A 16,846-nucleotide genomic window follows, 5' to 3' on the forward strand; every position below is an offset into this window, starting at 1 on the left:
TTTTCTACACCTCCATGTTTATGAAGGCTGAAATATCACTACAGTGCGGGTTTAGAAGGAGGACCAAAATGATCATGCTTTTTGCTGTCCTGTGTATTAGAATCATTTTTAGTTGAATCTCCGGCTGCAGCTTCTTCTAAACCGCCTTTGATCAGGTTCAGCTCTTCCTGATTAACCGCTTCGAATTTTTCGATGGATTCGAGGTTTTTTTTCAGATTTTTCATTTCTGTTGAGATTTATTGATGCCTACTCTATGCGGTTTTCGGCTATCCCGTGTTATACCATGGCGTTAGTCCAGGTGTTGTTGTTTGCCGTCAGTTTCCCTTTTCTCAGGGGTGTCCGAAGGTGTCATGCTTTTTGCTGTCCTGTGAGGTAGAATCATTTTTAGTTGAATCGGCTGCCGTCATTTCTGTACCGCCTTTGATCAGGTTCAGTTCTTCCTGATTGATAGCTTCGAATTTTTCGATTGTTTCGAGGTTCTTTTTCAGATTTTTCATTTTTGTTATGACTTATTGATTGATGCCTACTCTAAGCGGTTTTCAGCTTCCCCGTGTGAAACCATGGAGTTATTCCCGGTCATGTTTGTTTGCCGTCAGTTTTCTCAGCCTTTTCCGGGAGGAAAGTGATCATGCTTTTTGCTGTCCTGTGAGGTAGAATCATTTTTAGTTGAATCTCCGGCTGCAGTCATTTCTATACCGCCTTTGATCAGGTTCAGTTCTTCCTGATTAACGGTTTCGAATTTTTCGATGGACTCGAGGTTCTTTTTCAGATTTTCCATTTTTGTTAAGATTTATTGATTAGTGCCTACTCTGAAAGGTTTTCGGCTTCCCCTTATCTTTGTACAAATGATTTCTTATTTACCGATGGATACCCGGTTTGTTTCTTCTTCGTTTCCTGCTTCTTTTTCCCTGCCGGAGAAGCGGGTACCTTTGCGGAGGTTTAGTGTAAAGGTGAGTGTGAGTTTACGCGAGTCATAAAACTGGTAAAAGCGGATATCCTGGTTATCGAAGTGTATAAATCCCCTGCTTTTATCAGTCATGAAAAGATCGGTGGCACTGAGTTTTATAGTTCCGTTATGGTTAAGCACATATCTTTTTATTGCCAGCGATATGCTGCCGGCAGGTTCAAACGAAGAGATGTCCTGCAGGTAAGCGGAAGTATAAGTTCCCATTAATTGCACGTTTGTTTTCTTATCTATTGTAAAAGTGTTGTTGAGCGTTATCTTCCAGCTGGTCTGTGATCTGTTTAATATAGTGCCGGATAGCCCTGAATTGAACCGGTTATTGTATAGGGTAAAGCTGTTTTCTGTTTCCCACCAGGGGGATATGCTTACCGGTACCAGCAGATGAAGGCTTAGGTTATGTTTGCTGTCGAGGTTTACGGGAACGTATTCCAGTATTTTTGTGCTGTCGTTGAGATGGGAAATATCGCTGATAACATTGGTGGACGCTGTGTATCCTAAAGAGAGCATGTATTTGGACCGGAAGGTGTAAGACAGCTCAAACGAATTGGCAAATTCCGGGTTGAGATATGGATTACCCCTGGTGAGTGAGTATGGGTCGAAGTAGAACTCAAAAGGATTGAAGCTGTTATAATCCGGGCGGGTTATTCTCCGGCTGTAGGACAGGTTCAGTGTATGATCCGGAGATAGTTGCTGTTGCAGGAATATGCTTGGGAATAGCTGAAAGTAATTCCGGGAAACAATATTATTCAGTGTAATGGAATTACCGCTGGTGTTGGTGTGTTCGCCACGAAGGCCGGCCTGAAAGCTAAATTTTTTCCATTCTTTTTTTACTGATAGATATGCTGCGTTTATACGTTCATGATAGTCAAAATTATTACTCCGGGTTGCATCTGGTTTCATTATGCCATTAACGGGGCTTGCATATTTTATGTCGTTGCAGGTGTTAATAAAACTGCTTTTGGCACCTGTTTCGATTGTATATCCTGCTTTGTTGACCGTATAATCCAATTTCAGCACGTGTATATTAATCCGGATGGGGTTATAGCCACTCAGTATCGCAGCATCTCTGTATATTTTTCCGGTATTATTGTAAAAGTCTGTTCTGTAGCTGAGATCCTGCCGGTCATCGAAATGTGAAATATCGTAACTGAATGCCAGGCTTTGTCCGGAAGTATCCAGTTGTAGTGTATAATAAAGGCTGCCGTTGAGGTTACTATACTTATTGCCAAGTTGGTTGTTGGTATTAAATGAGGAATCGATGCTGCCGGTTTTAATGGTTGCTACATCTGTTACAGCTGTGTAGGGGTTGTTTTTACGGGAAAAATTCCCGTCTACAGAAAACCCTGCCGTATGTTGCGCATTTATTTTCCAGTCTATTCCTGCCTTTACAGAAGGGCCGCTGGCATTAGCCTTGTCGTAGCTCTGTTGCCGGAATTCAGTAGCAATACCTTTTGTATCAAAGCGTCTGTTTTCTGTACCTTGTGAAAAATAAGCGGAGTTGTAATAATCCATGTTCAGCAGGTAAGTAACTTTATTTATTCTGCTGCTGAGATTTGCGCCTGCTCCGTATGAACCGTATTTTCCCTGTGAGTACCTGGTGAAAAAAGTACCGCTATATCCTTGCTCCACATTTTTTTTGGTAACTATATTGATCATGCCGCCAGCACCTTCTGCATCATACTTTGCCGGTGGTGTATAAATGATTTCGATTTGCCGGATATTGTCGGAGTAAGTATTTTTAAGCATGTTTTTTAGCTGATCTCCGGACAGCATTACTTTTTTTCCATCGATCATGAAGGAGATACCTGTTTTGCCGCTGATGCTTACATTGTCTTCTCCTGTTACAATTACGCCGGGCAGATCTTTCAGCAGTTCGTAAACATTTTCGCCGGATGCTTTTGCGCTTTTCTCAACATTTACTATCAGTCTGTCCGCTTCTCTTTTTAATATGATCGTTTTTGCATTTACATTTACTTCCTTCAGGGTTTGTTGCTGCATTTCCTGTGCAGCTGCCGTTTGAATAACATTCAGCAAAATGCCGATACAACTATATATGAGGTATGATACTTTTAAATGCTTATTCATGTTAATAATTATTTTGATGATGTAAAGATGAAAAATGAAGCATCTCAAAAAAAAATCATTACACGTATTTGCATTTTATAGGGACAGATATCAGTTATAGAAAGAAAAATGAAATCCTGTTGTTATTATTCGGATGGTAGTAAAGAAAAATATTTTGATATATTTGGATAACCAAAATGTACTCCCGTGAAACATGTTGTTATACCCTTATTGTTAGTCATACTGACTTTAAATCGTTTACAGGCACAGGATCATATAGCCGTTGACGTAAAAATAGATCCCCGCTTTGAGGCGCTTAGCATTTTTTATTTCCTTGCTTTAAAAGATTCGCTGGATGCTGATGAGCGTCCTTCTCCATCTGTTTATTATAAAGCGGTAAAACAACATTTTGGGCCGTATGATGCACATCCTGCGTTGATGTGGTATAGGAAACTAAGTAATTGGGATGGTTATGATATGCCTTCACTGGGCATATTTTTATCAGATACACCTGTATTAAAGCCGGTCGCAAAAATGGAATTTTCTTATGTAAAGAACGGTACTACGTTGCAGGTATTACTGGATAAAGTGAATACATTTTATAAAGACAGCAGGGCGGGTGAATTTATGCAGGAGCAAAAAGGGCGCTATAAAAAAGTGGAAGCAGATGGAAAGGCTGCCATTGTTAACAGTGGTATTCTACGTGATGTACAGGCGTTTTATGGGAATCATCAGGTGAAGCGGGTTGTTATCTTCCCTGATCTGTTGAATAATATTGGCAATAACGCTATTCCGTTGCAGGATGGGAAATACAAAGAAGCCTGCATGATGCGTATTGGCTACATTACTGATTCTACGGATAATCTGACGGACGACAGTATGGTGCGTTTTAGTCCGCCGCTAAATGTAATTGCACATGAATGCAGTCATGTTTTCCTGCATGATTTCCTGGTACGTTACCGTTCACGTTTATTTGCGGTGCGGCGCATTTTCCTGGAATCTGCTGACGGAGAAAAATATGAAGAACAGGAGTGGGAGAATGAAATGGAAGAGTTATTGGTGAGGGCTTGCGTAGCTGGTATATTGGCGCGCAGGGATGGAGTGGTGGCTGGTGAAATGGAATGCAGCGGACAGGCACGCAAATACCGGTATATGCCTGGTTTATATGAGTTATTGGGGAAGTATGCGGCTGAAAGAAATAAGTATCATACCATTCAGGAATTTTACCCCCGGATAATGGCCTGGTTTGAGCAGTTGGCAGCCACTACTTCCGCAGGTTTATCAGGTCAAAGAAGGCGGTCTTAAAAGTTATTCCGATAGGGATATTTACAGTGGTGTTATCTCTCTTTCGTAATATAACCTGGTTACCTTCCACAGAAGTGATGCGGTTGAGGGAGATGATAAATGAATTGTGGATACGGGCAAAATTGTTTTTAGGGAGTGTGTTTTCCAGGTCTTTCATGTTCATGAGCGCCAGCACTTTTTCTTTATGGCAATGGAAAGCCACATAGTTTTTGATGCCTTCCACATATTCCACGTCTTCAAAATTTATCTTTATCTGTTTTCCTTTATGTTCTGCCTTAACAAAAATGTAGTTTAGGGCAGGGGGTTCTATGGCCTCTGTTTCGGTAGACTGAAAATAGATGAGTGCTTTCTGTGTAGCTTTCAGGAAGCGTTGTTGGGTAATAGGTTTGAGTAAGTAATCTATTACATCCAGTTCAAATCCGTCAAATGCGTACTCACTGTAGGCAGTGGTCAGGATAACGCGGGAAGTGCCGCCTACAATCTTTAGCAGGTCGATACCAGAGATTTCAGGCATATGGATGTCGAGAAAGATGAGTTTGATATTGCCTGCGCTGATGGCTTTCAGTGCTTCCAGCGCATTGGTGGAGCTGCCGGCCAGTTTGAGGAAAGGCGTTTGGGTTACGTATTTTTCCAGTAAGTCTATTGAATGTTGTTCGTCGTCTATAATATAGCAGTTAATCATAGCACAGGTATTTAATTTGTTTTCAGGTGGAGGTTAACAGTGTATAAATACTCCTTGTTGTCAATGTTAAAATGGTAATTGCCGGGATACATCAGTTCCAGGTGTTTTGCTACGTACTGTAATCCTACACCACTGGATATTTCTTTAGGTCCAAAACGTTTTTTGTTATGGATGTGGAAGTTGATATCCTTATCTTGTATGTCCAGGCAGATGATCAGCGGGTTGGCAGGATCGTGGAGGTCACCGTGTTTAAAGGCATTTTCCACGAGTGTAATTAGTATATGGGGCATAATCCTCAGATTGTATTCTCCTGCTTTGTTAAACAGAATATACACTTTGTTATTGTACCGCATCCGGTATATACTGATCAGGTATTCTATGTTTTCCACTTCTTCTTCCAGTGATACAAGGCCATCATGTGTTTTTTTACTGATAGAAGACCGCATAATATTGGTAAGGGCTACTATTCCTTCCGCTACATCCGGGTGTGTATCGGAAACTTTATTATAAAAATACCCGAGTGTATTGAACAGAAAATGCGGGTTGATCTGTGTTCTCAGAAATGCGTTTTCCAGTTCAAGCTTTTCCTGCCGTAGCTTTAGCTGTTCAGTTTCTTTTATAGTCATTTCATCTCTTACCATACTTACTTCCTGTTCCCGCTTGATGGATACTTTTGAAAACCAGTAACCGAATGAAAACAGGGTGGCCTGAAACCACCACCATGTGCTGATGATGGTGAAGCTGGTGAAATTCATATCTACTACCGTAGATGGGCTGCCCATAACAAACGGATCAATGTAATAAGCGAACAGGTAGCGGATGCCCAGGTGTACCAGGAATGAAATGATGATGCAGATAGTATATTTTACATATTCCTTTTTTTCGAAGAAAACGGGTAAAAAGAAATCGGAGTTGGTATAAAAGATAGCTGCGCAAATAAAGAAAGTTTCTATTGTTTCATAAATTACGATTTTGGGATGGGAGGACGAACTGGCATATACCAATAGGGTCACTGATGCATATAGTGTCCATACAATGAAATGCACCAGGATGGTAATCGGCGGGTATTGTCTGTATTTTCCCATGTTATTCTTCTGGCTGGGGGGGCAACTTTTGTTAGTGATTATTATGAAGGTGTTTTGCAGCAATCGTGATCCAGTCTGTTCCATTGTCCAGGATAGCAAAATCCGGTGCGATCCCTATATTGTCTATCGGATGTTCCGGTAGCCGGTTGCTTTTGGCAGTAGGGCAATACAGCTGAAAATAGCTGCATGGCAGTTCTCTTGGGCCTACTATGTTGGTATAATCTATAATGCCGGCAGAGCGGTGTCCCATCATTATACATTTTTTACTCTGTTTGGCTTTCAGGATTAGTTGTTCTGTTGCGCTGGCGCATTTTTCATTCATGATAACAGCTATTTTCTCCGGGTATTTATAGATGTGTGCCTGTTTATAGATTTCATCTTTTTCAACCAGGTAATTATTTTTCTTTTCTTTTAGTTGCTGTATGAGTGTCATTATTTTTTCTTTTCCGTCGGGCAGTATGTTTTTGTCGCTGAGCATTCCTTCGTAAAGGGCTATATTTTCGGGTGTGGCGAGAATACTGGTTCCGGAAGAAACGACCGGGTTGGTATACAGGATTGGTAAAATCTTTTCAAAGGACATATTAAAGCCCCCTAAGTTATCCCTCAGATCCAGGATGAGATAGGGGGTTTTTGTAATGAGGTCCAGGTTATTGGAGATCAGGCTGTCGATCAGTTCTTTGTAGTCGAGTGCGAAACTGGATATCCGGAGTACATTTGTTTGGTTGTCCAGTTGTTTAAAATAAAAAGGTGGCAGTGCTGAGTTATTAACCGGTGGCTGTCCTGCGGTTGCGGGCAGGATTTTTATCCAGCGGCTGTCGCTCATTTCCAGGATACCGGTTTCCGGCCGTAATATTATATCTGACACTTCATTTTCATGGCTTCTTTTTTTAAATACAACGTGGTATTTATTGTTGTGTGTTGGGCTGATTTTAAATTTAATTTGTCCGGGGAGCCAAAAAACACTGTCAGACTTCATCACTACGCCGGCATAGGTATTTGAATCCGGGAGGCGGATAATAGCCACCTTATAATTGCCGTCTTCCATTTCCCATATTCCTTCTATCGGATTTTGTGCAGGGGCGGGTTGTGCATAATATCTCAGGAGTGAATCTGCATTGATAGTAATGTGTTCTTCATCAGAGAATAAGGACCTGATGAACGGTGCACTACCAGCGTCCTGGTTAATGACAACGCTCAGGTGTTGATCGTTAAAAAAATTGATCCATTCCCCCATTAATTGATAACAAGTTCCATTTTCTGCGCGGGTAGCCAGCTTGCGCAAGCTATCTGTAAATTTGTAGAAGGAGGCCTGGCGGGCAGCGGTAACTTTGTCGTGGAATCCGGGGTAGTTTGCCGTTACCTGTTTCACAAGGGAGTCGAAGTTATTGCTGCAATCACATTGCTGTGATGACGCTGCAAAACCCGCAGCTGTGAAATATAATATCAGTACCACTCTTTTAAGCATCTTTTTAATTTAATGGGTTTAGCAGGTAAGGCATTGGATGCCTCTTCATCGTTAACGGATTATTAAGGGTTAACTTAATAACGGTTCATTCAGGCTAATTTAAGCATTGGCCGGCTAAAAGAGAAATCAAATGATTGGTTTTTGTTATTCAATGTGTAGGCCTCCTGCGGGTGGTGCGGGTAGGTACACAACCAAAGGAATCGCCGTCGTTACCGGCTCCTCCGTTATTGTAGACAGCCTGGCCTCCACGAATATGATACATCTGATGTTGGGTTAAATCAGCGATGTTGATTTTACCAAGGGAGAGTTTTTTTTCAAGGATTTTAGTTTTCTTTTTCATGCTATACAAGTTTTAAGAATCAGGATTAAATTATTTGGCTTGTGTTGATGAAACGAAACTATTGAAAGGGGTTTTGCGGAACAATTATATTGTATGGTTTATCATTTTGGCGGTACCGTTTACAGGATTAGCATTATTCTTATGAATGTTCCTTTGTTCATTATAACCTTAATGGTAATGAGGAAGGCAACAACAGGGAGAATATCATCATTAGCTTGAATAGTTTAAAAATATTATTTGTACCATCAATGAAATATCAGTGCAAATTTGCTGCACCTGCGCCATGTCCACCTTTGTTGTTTCGGCGGAAAACGCAGCCGGGAATTTCAAAAAAGGGAAATAATCACAACTAATCGGGAATTCCGTTAATAACCTTCGCCATGTTTTGACTGCATCTTTGTATCGTTAACAAAAACAAAAACTTCAAAATCAAACAAAATGGAAAATCTAGCAAATAAGCAAGCGGTAAAGAATGTGGTATTAGTACACGGCGCCTTCGCGGACGGTTCCGGTTACAAGGGCGTTTATGAAGCCCTTACCAAACAGGGTTACCATGTAACTGTTGTACAAAACCCATTGACTTCCCTGGAGGATGATGTGGCAACAACAAAGCTGGCGCTGGACGCCCAGGATGGCCCTACTATCCTTGCCGGTCACTCATGGGGCGGCGCTGTTATCACCCAGGCCGGAAACCACCCGAAAGTTGCCGGATTGGTTTATATCGCTGCCTTCCAGCCGAATAATGACGAGTCCGCGCTGCAATGGTTCCAGACCGCCGAACCTGCTCCTGAGAACGGGGTGCTGCCTCCCGATGATAAGGGTATCGTTTACTATGATAAAGAAAAGTTCCACGCTGGTTTCTGCGGTGATCTGAGCAAAGAAGAAGCAGCGTTCATGTATGCATCACACGGTGCGTTTTTTGCCAAATGCTTTGTGACCCCAATCACAGACGCCGCATGGAGAACCAAACCAGCATACGGTATTGTAGCTACTGAGGATAAAAGCATCAATCCCGAAATCCAGCGTAATATGTACAAACGCTCCAACACCAGGGTTACCGAGATCAAAGGCAGTCACGCCGTTTACATCTCACAGCCGCAGAAAGTAGCCGCTGTTATTGCAGCAGCAGCGCAAGAGGTGTCTATCAAATAGCCGGGATCTTCGATTATACCTTAGACCCCATTTGCTGCAATCGGTAAATGGGGTTTAGTACTTTACAGGACCGGGAAGGGTACACTAAAATAGCCGGAATGGTGGAACTTAAACTTTGGGCTTCGATGCTTCTTTTGTATTTTGAGTGATCATCCGGCGGCGCTATCCCGGTGGCTGCGCTGTATTCGCTAATAATTATTTAATCAATAATGAGGCTTAAACTAAGAGAGGAAAATACAGGAGGAGAATTGCTGCTTTTTAAGGAAGAAGCGGGGTTTGACAGGTTATTTTTTACCAGAGACCGGTTCAATAAGTACTTTACGATCGCATGGAACCCGGCGGAAAGCCAGACCGTTACCATCGACGGCGCTGAATATGAATTCCCGGCCAATTCTCTGCTGACGCTCCTGTTTAACCAGTCTTTTAGCTTTGAAAATTCCGCAGGCATCGTTGCCTGGCAATTTAACCGGGAATTTTACTGCATTATCGATCACGATAGCGAAGTGAGTTGTGTCGGGTTCCTGTTTAGCAGTACAGATCATTTGTTTGTTAAGCTAAACGACCAGGCTCAGCAAAAGTTACAGCTGCTATCGGATGTTTTCGTTGAGGAATTCAAGACCTCGGACCATATCCAGAATGAAATGCTCCTGGTGCTACTCAAGCGGCTGATCATCTATGTAACCCGGTTGGCTAAGTCCGGGTATGCGCCAATCAAAAAACTTCCCGACGAAAGGTTTCATATTATCCGAAAGTACAACCTGCTTGTTGAAGCAAATTTCAAATCCGAACACTCCGTTAGTTTTTATGCGGAGCAACTCTGTAAGTCACCCAAAACCTTATCCAATCTTTTTGCGATTTTCAACCAAAAAACGCCTTCGCAAATCATACAGGAAAGGATCACGGTGGAGGCTAAACGGCTTTTATGTTATACCGACAGATCGATAAAACACATCACTTTTGAGCTCGGATTTGAAGACGTGTCTTATTTCTCTAGTTTCTTCAAAAAAAACACCGGGTCATCGCCCTCGGATTTCAGAAATTCGCCGGTAGGCTCCCAAGAAGGGAAATAATAACCTTTTTCTGCTAAAAGTCTTGAATGCAAAACCGGCGGTTTGTTCTTTACGCCACCGGCCTAAAAAATAGATACTTCCGAATAAGCTATCATTCTAAACGAACCTCAAACAATGAATAATAATATTGCAACACATTCATTAAGGGATATAACCGACGAGGAAATTAGCATAGTAAAATTTATTGAAGCAGAGAATAGTGTCGCATCCTATAAAAAATCAGCACACCGCAGAGATGATCATTACCTGTTTATATTTCAAAGGAGCGGGCGCAGTAACGTTGTAGTTGATTTTAACGAAATCGAATTAACAGGGAGTGTAATCTTATGTGTATTGCCCGGTCAGATTCATTATGGAGTGTCTGTTGATAAAAATACGGAAGCATGGTTGATCACTTTGGATAGCGCTTATATAAATGATGATTACAAAGTGATTTTTGATAATTATTATTTTCAACCCAAACCACAAACCCTTTCAGGCATAGCAAACATTTCGCTCAATACATGCATTGAATTAATTGCATCAATAAAAGAAAATAACGGGCAACTTAATTTCCTTCCTCAGGCTGAACATTCTTTAATTAGCGCCTGTGTTGGCATGTTTGCATCTGCTTATCATCAATCTGAAAATAGCAATTCAATTTTACCACGCACACGTATTTTAACACAACAATTTAAGCAACTACTATTGCAGCAATTTAAAACGTGCAAAAGCACAGCAGACTTTGCCGCAACTTTAAACATTACACCGGCTTATCTGAATGAAGCTGTAAAACTGTCTACAGGTTTTACGGTCGGCTTTTGGATACAACAAACCATAATCATGGAAGCTAAAAGGCTGCTTTACGCAACGGATACTTCTATCAAGGAAATCGCCTACCTGTTGGGGTTCAACGATCACGCTTATTTCAATCGTTATTTTTCTAATGCTGAAGGTCAGCCACCCTTACAATTTCGAATGAAATACCGCAAATAATCCAATAGCTTCCTCCTTTTATCCATTTCCTGCCACAAGCCCTATCTCTAATTTTGCATAAAAATAAGGAATGGGAAATAGCATTGTTTTTATTATTGGTACATTATCAGCTGTATGGCTTTTGTATAGGTTAATCCGATTCATTCATCCTTATATCCGTCGTTCAAATCTTAAAAAATATCTGGTAAATGATGCTTACGCCATAGTAACAGGTGCTACTGATGGTATTGGAAAAGCCATTGCCATAGCGCTCGCCCACAATGGTTTTAATATCATTTTACACGGAAGGAACCGAAATAAATTACAGGCTGTAGAATCAGAAATCAAAGCAAACCACCCGGAGTGTAAAGTCATTTGTTTGCTGCATGATGGAAGTAAAAGTAGTTGGATGGACATTAAGGCAATTGCACATTTACCTATAAAGGTGCTGGTAAATAATGTTGGCGTCGGCCCGATCAATGCACTTGAAAATTTTTCAGGCAAAGAAATTGATGAAACAATTACACTCAATACAGCGTTCCCTTCACAACTGACGAGTAGCTTATTGCCACATTTTAGCAAACCATCATTAATACTAAATGTTTCATCCTATGCCGGCCTTTTTCCACCACCCTATTTAGCAATTTATGCAGGCACAAAAGCATACAACAATGCTTTTTCTATTTCGCTTGCCCGGGAACTGGAAAATATAGAAGTAATTTCTTTGATAACCGGAAGTGTAAACACAGGGACTAATACTAAACCGGTTACATTTATGCGGCCGGACGCAACAACCTACGCAAAACATGTTTTAGCGATTGTTGGTTGCGGCAGAAAAAGTATTATGCCTTACCTCCCGCATGCCATCCAGACCTTTTTAATATCGTTACTACCGGAAAAACTGATCGATAATGCGACCAAAAAAGCCATGCAGAAAGAAATAGACTATCATAGATGATACTCGTTTGAAACCGGCGCCGCAACTCCATACCATTCAAACATTAATACAGCTGGTTAACATTAAAATTCGTGAGCAATTAATAATATCTGAATCGAATGCATGTCAGCTTTATTTATTATATTTAGTTAGACCAACCGACACTGGTGCTGTGATCAACATTATACAATACTTGCCAATCGCAAACAGATTTTACAGAAGACCTTAAAAGTGTGGATGTTCCTGTACTTGTTCTACATGGCGAAGATGACCAGATTGTGCCATTTCCAATTACTGGGGCAAAGGCTGTAAAGCTTTTGAAAAATGGAAAACTTATTTCATACCCAGGTTTTCCTCACGGAATGCCAACTACAGAAGCTGCGACAATAAATGCCGACCTTTTGGCTTTTATTAAATCTTAATGAGTAAAAAATATGACGGAATTACGTCTAATATTTGTGACAAAACCGGCTGTCCAGGAAATTTTTTAACTTCACCCATATAGATATATAAATTCCTATTTATGCACAGCTTCCATTACAAAAGGATTACTTTGTTGCTACTGTTGCTGTTTAAAACAGTGCTGATTTTTTCTCAAATAACAAAGGTCTCTAAATCTAAGATTCCGGATGAAACATTTTCTTTCTCTGCACCGGAAGACGAGGGATTTTCCTCAAAAGGCTTAAGTGATATATTTACTTATGTGAAAGAAAAAAAAGTAAATATTCACAGCCTTTTAATCGTACGGAATAAGAAGATCGTACTTGATGCCTGTTTTTATCCCTTTCGCTCAAATCTACGGCATGATATAGCATCGTGTACCAAATCAATAACATCCATACTTATTGGCATAGCCATAGATAAAGGCTATATAAAGAGTGAAGATCAATTGGTTTCATCATTTTTCCCAGAGATCAAACTAACAGGTAAGGGGTTTGAAATATTATCAATCAAAGACCTGCTCACCATGACGTCGGGTTTTGATTGCGGCTTTTCAAATGAAGATAGTCTCTTCAATGAATTATTTCCATCAAACAATTGGCCCAAATTTATTTTCGATATTCCTTTTGTAGCTAATCCCGCCCAGCAATTCTCTTATTGCAGTTGCAATTATTACTTGCTGGCTGAAATTATTTACCGGGCAACTGGATTATCCCCTGAAGATTTTGCTAAAAAATACCTCTTTAATGATTTAGGGATAAAGTCCTTTTATTGGTCGAAAAATAATCAGGGTATTAATTACGGTTGGGGAGACCTTGCCCTAAAACCACATGATCTTGCTAAAATTGGCCAGCTATTGTTAGACGGTGGCAAATGGAATAATAAATCCATTATTTCCGCAGACTGGGTAAAAAAAGCCAAATCGATGAACACGGTATTTTCAAACGGAAATGGCTACGGCTATGGTTTTTGGATCGACAAGGATCATGCCTGCAATGCGGAAGGCAGGGGCACACAAAGGTTACATATCGATTCCATACACAATGCAATTGTCGTAATTACGGCAGGAGGGCTTGATGAGGATGAGAAGGAACGGATTGGTGATATTATTGGTAATTCGCTCCACTCTGATAAAAAATTGAAAAGTGATCGGGTGGCCTTTAATAGCTTGAAAAAAATGGAACTTCAAGCGGCAAAAGCGGTTATCGATTCGCCCGGGTACATTTCCATTGCTAGTGAAAAAGGGAAGTTATTTAATAAAGCAATCATTTTCCCAAAGAACAGTTTGGCCATTAAAAGCGCCGAAATTATATGGAAAAAAGGGAATCTATCCCTTATGTTAAAGCAAACCGGGGAACAAACCATCATCTATCCTTTAGGAATTGGTACTGCTTATAAATTTTATCAAGATGCCGGTTCAGGCCATCTGTATGCGTTAAGAGGATATTGGAAAGCCACCAATGAATTTGAAATCGAGTTTAATATGCTATCAAAGATTAATAAATACCTGGTTGATTTTAAAATTGGCGATAATGGAAACGAGGTTTTGATTAAGGAAGGGACCCATAAAATCAATGAAGTTTTTCCGGTGTCAATAATGGATTAAAAAGAGAACAAAGTGTGTATATTTCCACTTCCCGGATATAAGCATTTCGTCAGCTATCATGAAATGCCTGGCGCTGATTTCAAAGCCCGCACATGGAGTGTGGGCTTTGTTGTTTGTGTGCCGGCGGTTGATTTCTTGATGCACCTATTTTAATAGCTAATTTACCATCGTCTACTTTGTCTTTTTTAGGATTGGTAATTGGTAATAAGATGAACATTCTAAAAAACTCAGTATCTCACATAGGGATTATGGATATGATTGATTTCAAGTTTGCTGAAAGCCTTTTGGATAGTGGCTATCAAGCAAACCAAAGAGCAACCGCTTGTCTGATTGATTGTTCATTAGGTTCGCTGTCAGAAGCCCAGGCGATAAACCCATCAGGGCGTATCAGTACAGCGCTCAAGCCTAATTGTTCTTTCGCCCGGCCCGAAACATACTTCATTTGATCGCCATATTCACTCGCTAAAGTTTTAAGTGAAGCATTCATATCGAAGTCCAGCAGTATTCCTTGGCCATCGTGCATTAACTCGCCAATTCTTGCACCGTCTTCGAACTCAAAGTTGGGAACACTGTGGCCTACTAAAGGGTGGTCGCCACCGGGATTGTAGTGTGTGAAAACGCCCCACACCCTTCCTGCAATATAGGTGGCACCATCGTGCGTATTCATAAGGTCGCGGACAATTGCATTCAACGCGCGGGCATGTGGGTCTGGTCTCATGATTGCAACCTGGGCGCGTGACCAATCCAGGACCTGTACACCAATTGGGTGTCGTTCAGTATGATAACTGTCCAACAAACCTTCCGGCGCTTTCTTTTGGATGGTTGCGGCGAGCTTCCAGCCCAGGTTCATGGCATCGCCCAGCCCAAGGTTAAGTCCCTGGCCTCCCAGAGGCGAGTGAATGTGCGCGGCATCGCCGGCTAAAAGTACCCGTCCGTTGCGGTAGGTGGTGGCCTGCCGTGCGCGGTCAGTCCAGGTGGTTGCGAAATGCAGGGCGCCGATAGTCACGTCGGTGTTCGAGATGCGGCGTAACACCTCCTGAACGTGTTCAAGCGTGATTGGCTTTCCTGAATGATGAAATGCCCCGCTATCAAAATCCTGGATCGCCAGGTAGCCTGGCTGCGATTGGAGGTACATGCCTCTTGATGTCACGTTTCTGCCCGGGCTGAGCTTCTCCGGGTTGGTGATGTCCACTTTAGCGGAGTAGCCGGTAAATTCCGGCTCCGTACCGGCGAATTCAAAACCACCTGCCTTGCGAACAATACTACGGCTTCCATCGCAACCCACGAGCCATTTACTTTGATAAGATTGGCCACCTGCCTGAACAGTTACCCCGTCCCCGGTTTGATGAAAGTCAGTAATCGCAAGCCCGCGCTTGATGGCTACGCCCAGGGATGCTGTGCGGCAGGCCAGCACAGTTTCAAGCTCCTTCATTTCGGAAATTAAACTGGTATCGGTCGAACTTGGCAGGCGATACCTCCACTGGGAAGTGTCAATATCGCCGTCATGGAATGGAATGCCGGCGAAGTGTCCTGCCTGACGGCGTGGTCCTTGTACAGCGTTTGAGTGTGGATTTTTAAGATGTTTATATATCTCAAGTTCATTTAGCAACCCACGGCGGTAAAGTGCTTCAATAGTAGGCGCCGAGAGTCCTCGTATCCCGAAAGGAATTTGCTTCAATGGCGTGTGCGGATTTTCCGCCTTTTCCAGCATCAGAACTGAACATTTGGCTAAGGCCAGTTCACAGGCGAGGAATAGACCTACAGGCCCTGCGCCGGAAATGATTACATCGTGTATAGAATGATTTTGTGCAGATTTCTTGCTTTCAAGTGTAGCTTTCATATAGCATGATTGAAGCACAAAATTCTGAAATGCTTTTGCATTAGGCTTGTATAAACGCGACAAAATCGTTGCTTACAGCCTGTTTCTCTCTCTCTTTATTTTTCGCGCGAATGCCGCTGGCGTAGTACCGCTGTAGCGCTTGAATTCCTTGCTTAGGTGGGATTGATCCGTATAGCCCAGCTCATGAGCCAAGCCGGCAATGTTGGAATTTGGATAAAGCCATAATTGGTTTCGCACCTGCTCAAAGCGCATCAGACCGGACACGTCTTTAACAGTATAGCCAGAAGATTGCTTGAACTTCCTTTCCAATGTACGAACCGTTGCATGAGCCGCCGCCGCTACCTGGCTTACCGGCATGGAGCCGTTTGCTGCACTCATAGCAACTCCCGCTTTGAATAGCATATTGTCAATAGCAATCCGCGACCGGGCATTCAGGAAATACTGTTTTACCTGAGCCAGCGCTTCATCTATCCTACCAGCATGAACCCACTTATTTAACGCGTATTGAAGCTGGGCGATAGGATGCTCAAATATGCGCACTCCGTCTTTACCGGTCGGCAGTTCGAGCAAATCGAACACGGTCCAGGGATAGCATCTGATACCAATGATTTCTAAACAGTTTTTCGTGTGAAAAATAACAGGCTGATTGAGCAGCTCCATCATAAACGGTGATGGCAATGGCTGCAAGCCTCCATTGTAAGAAATGCTACAGGCACCTCCGAAATGAAAAATAATTTCAGCGTAGCCATCAGGTAGTACCTCAAAACTCGATTGTAGTTCTCCGACATCTCTTCTGTTGTACCAAAAGCATTTTATGGTATCCCGTAGCTCTTCAGGAGGTTCAAATTCTTGATGCTGCATTTTGAAAGATATGATATGGTTGATAGCGCAGTTTCAAAAGTAATGAATATCTCCAGAAAGTATGGTATTCAACCGCTATT

The 16,846-nt window shown here is 41.9% G+C and carries 16 protein-coding genes; 6 read left to right on the top strand and 10 right to left on the bottom strand.

Annotated elements, in window-relative coordinates; translation table 11 throughout:
- Positions 1-38: 38 nt before the first annotated feature.
- The 4 genes from CLV51_RS21220 to CLV51_RS21225 form a co-directional block, all read right to left on the bottom strand.
- Positions 39-224 (bottom strand): hypothetical protein, encoded by a 186-nt coding sequence (locus tag CLV51_RS21220; protein ID WP_106530102.1) that lies wholly within the window; start codon positions 222-224, stop codon positions 39-41.
- A gap of 105 nt (positions 225-329) precedes the next feature.
- Complete coding sequence (locus tag CLV51_RS29195; protein ID WP_158267092.1) at positions 330-497, bottom strand: hypothetical protein; 168 nt, start codon at positions 495-497, stop codon at positions 330-332.
- A 104-nt stretch (positions 498-601) separates the two neighbouring features.
- Positions 602-778: a hypothetical protein gene (locus CLV51_RS29200; protein ID WP_158267093.1), complete on the bottom strand. Its 177-nt coding sequence runs from the start codon at positions 776-778 to the stop codon at positions 602-604.
- Between the two features lie 75 nt (positions 779-853).
- A complete protein-coding gene (locus CLV51_RS21225) occupies positions 854-3,049 on the bottom strand; it encodes a TonB-dependent receptor domain-containing protein (protein WP_106530103.1) in 2,196 nt (731 codons plus the stop codon).
- 186 nt (positions 3,050-3,235) lie between these two features.
- On the opposite strand from CLV51_RS21225, the gene CLV51_RS21230 reads away from it, so the two are divergent.
- Positions 3,236-4,333, top strand: coding sequence for a DUF4932 domain-containing protein (locus CLV51_RS21230; RefSeq protein WP_106530104.1), 1,098 nt, complete (start codon positions 3,236-3,238; stop codon positions 4,331-4,333).
- Here CLV51_RS21230 and CLV51_RS21235 read toward each other — a convergent pair.
- The 4 genes from CLV51_RS21235 to CLV51_RS21250 all read right to left on the bottom strand — a co-directional run bounded on the left by CLV51_RS21235 (position 4,293) and on the right by CLV51_RS21250 (position 7,905).
- The gene (locus tag CLV51_RS21235) at positions 4,293-5,015 is read right to left on the bottom strand and encodes a LytR/AlgR family response regulator transcription factor (RefSeq protein ID WP_106530105.1); all 723 of its coding nucleotides are present in this window, start codon (positions 5,013-5,015) and stop codon (positions 4,293-4,295) included. The genes CLV51_RS21230 and CLV51_RS21235 overlap by 41 nt on opposite strands.
- An 11-nt stretch (positions 5,016-5,026) precedes the next feature.
- Positions 5,027-6,100: a sensor histidine kinase gene (locus CLV51_RS21240; RefSeq protein WP_158267094.1), complete on the bottom strand. Its 1,074-nt coding sequence runs from the start codon at positions 6,098-6,100 to the stop codon at positions 5,027-5,029.
- Positions 6,101-6,131: 31 nt separating this feature from the next.
- Positions 6,132-7,565, bottom strand: coding sequence for a S41 family peptidase (locus tag CLV51_RS21245; RefSeq protein WP_106530107.1), 1,434 nt, complete (start codon positions 7,563-7,565; stop codon positions 6,132-6,134).
- 148 nt (positions 7,566-7,713) lie between these two features.
- Positions 7,714-7,905, bottom strand: coding sequence for a class I lanthipeptide (locus tag CLV51_RS21250; RefSeq protein ID WP_106530108.1), 192 nt, complete (start codon positions 7,903-7,905; stop codon positions 7,714-7,716).
- 438 nt (positions 7,906-8,343) lie between these two features.
- Here CLV51_RS21250 and CLV51_RS21255 point away from each other — a divergent pair, with 438 nt between their 5' ends.
- From CLV51_RS21255 to CLV51_RS21280, 5 genes are all read left to right on the top strand, one after another.
- The gene (locus CLV51_RS21255; RefSeq protein WP_106530109.1) at positions 8,344-9,057 is read left to right on the top strand and encodes an alpha/beta hydrolase; all 714 of its coding nucleotides are present in this window, start codon (positions 8,344-8,346) and stop codon (positions 9,055-9,057) included.
- Positions 9,058-9,266: 209 nt separating this feature from the next.
- The gene (locus CLV51_RS21260) at positions 9,267-10,127 is read left to right on the top strand and encodes a helix-turn-helix domain-containing protein (protein WP_106530110.1); all 861 of its coding nucleotides are present in this window, start codon (positions 9,267-9,269) and stop codon (positions 10,125-10,127) included.
- A 114-nt stretch (positions 10,128-10,241) separates the two neighbouring features.
- Positions 10,242-11,102: a helix-turn-helix domain-containing protein gene (locus CLV51_RS21265; protein ID WP_106530111.1), complete on the top strand. Its 861-nt coding sequence runs from the start codon at positions 10,242-10,244 to the stop codon at positions 11,100-11,102.
- Between the two features lie 70 nt (positions 11,103-11,172).
- Positions 11,173-12,039, top strand: a complete 867-nt coding sequence (locus CLV51_RS21270; protein ID WP_106530112.1) for an SDR family NAD(P)-dependent oxidoreductase — start codon at positions 11,173-11,175, stop codon at positions 12,037-12,039.
- Positions 12,040-12,541: 502 nt separating this feature from the next.
- The gene (locus tag CLV51_RS21280) at positions 12,542-14,065 is read left to right on the top strand and encodes a serine hydrolase domain-containing protein (protein ID WP_106530113.1); all 1,524 of its coding nucleotides are present in this window, start codon (positions 12,542-12,544) and stop codon (positions 14,063-14,065) included.
- A gap of 298 nt (positions 14,066-14,363) precedes the next feature.
- On the opposite strand, the gene CLV51_RS21285 is transcribed toward CLV51_RS21280, so the two are convergent.
- Together CLV51_RS21285 and CLV51_RS21290 are read right to left on the bottom strand one after the other, a co-directional pair.
- The gene (locus CLV51_RS21285) at positions 14,364-15,905 is read right to left on the bottom strand and encodes an FAD-dependent monooxygenase (protein WP_106530114.1); all 1,542 of its coding nucleotides are present in this window, start codon (positions 15,903-15,905) and stop codon (positions 14,364-14,366) included.
- 72 nt (positions 15,906-15,977) lie between these two features.
- The gene (locus tag CLV51_RS21290) at positions 15,978-16,766 is read right to left on the bottom strand and encodes a helix-turn-helix domain-containing protein (protein ID WP_211302077.1); all 789 of its coding nucleotides are present in this window, start codon (positions 16,764-16,766) and stop codon (positions 15,978-15,980) included.
- Positions 16,767-16,846: the final 80 nt, after the last annotated feature.

The organism is Chitinophaga niastensis (assembly GCF_003014755.1).
GTDB lineage: Bacteria > Bacteroidota > Bacteroidia > Chitinophagales > Chitinophagaceae > Chitinophaga > Chitinophaga niastensis.

Excerpts from the sequence above, each read along its gene's own strand:
- CLV51_RS21220 (WP_106530102.1), bottom strand. The coding sequence starts at position 224 with ATGAAAAATCTGAAAAAAAACCTCGAATCCATCGAAAAATTCGAAGCG.
- CLV51_RS29195 (WP_158267092.1), bottom strand. The coding sequence starts at position 497 with ATGAAAAATCTGAAAAAGAACCTCGAAACAATCGAAAAATTCGAAGCT.
- CLV51_RS29200 (WP_158267093.1), bottom strand. The coding sequence starts at position 778 with ATGGAAAATCTGAAAAAGAACCTCGAGTCCATCGAAAAATTCGAAACC.
- CLV51_RS21225 (WP_106530103.1), bottom strand. The coding sequence starts at position 3,049 with ATGAATAAGCATTTAAAAGTATCATACCTCATATATAGTTGTATCGGC.
- CLV51_RS21235 (WP_106530105.1), bottom strand. The coding sequence starts at position 5,015 with ATGATTAACTGCTATATTATAGACGACGAACAACATTCAATAGACTTA.
- CLV51_RS21240 (WP_158267094.1), bottom strand. The coding sequence starts at position 6,100 with ATGGGAAAATACAGACAATACCCGCCGATTACCATCCTGGTGCATTTC.
- CLV51_RS21245 (WP_106530107.1), bottom strand. The coding sequence starts at position 7,565 with ATGCTTAAAAGAGTGGTACTGATATTATATTTCACAGCTGCGGGTTTT.
- CLV51_RS21250 (WP_106530108.1), bottom strand. The coding sequence starts at position 7,905 with ATGAAAAAGAAAACTAAAATCCTTGAAAAAAAACTCTCCCTTGGTAAA.
- CLV51_RS21255 (WP_106530109.1), top strand. The coding sequence starts at position 8,344 with ATGGAAAATCTAGCAAATAAGCAAGCGGTAAAGAATGTGGTATTAGTA.
- CLV51_RS21260 (WP_106530110.1), top strand. The coding sequence starts at position 9,267 with ATGAGGCTTAAACTAAGAGAGGAAAATACAGGAGGAGAATTGCTGCTT.
- CLV51_RS21265 (WP_106530111.1), top strand. The coding sequence starts at position 10,242 with ATGAATAATAATATTGCAACACATTCATTAAGGGATATAACCGACGAG.
- CLV51_RS21270 (WP_106530112.1), top strand. The coding sequence starts at position 11,173 with ATGGGAAATAGCATTGTTTTTATTATTGGTACATTATCAGCTGTATGG.
- CLV51_RS21280 (WP_106530113.1), top strand. The coding sequence starts at position 12,542 with ATGCACAGCTTCCATTACAAAAGGATTACTTTGTTGCTACTGTTGCTG.
- CLV51_RS21285 (WP_106530114.1), bottom strand. The coding sequence starts at position 15,905 with ATGAAAGCTACACTTGAAAGCAAGAAATCTGCACAAAATCATTCTATA.
- CLV51_RS21290 (WP_211302077.1), bottom strand. The coding sequence starts at position 16,766 with ATGCAGCATCAAGAATTTGAACCTCCTGAAGAGCTACGGGATACCATA.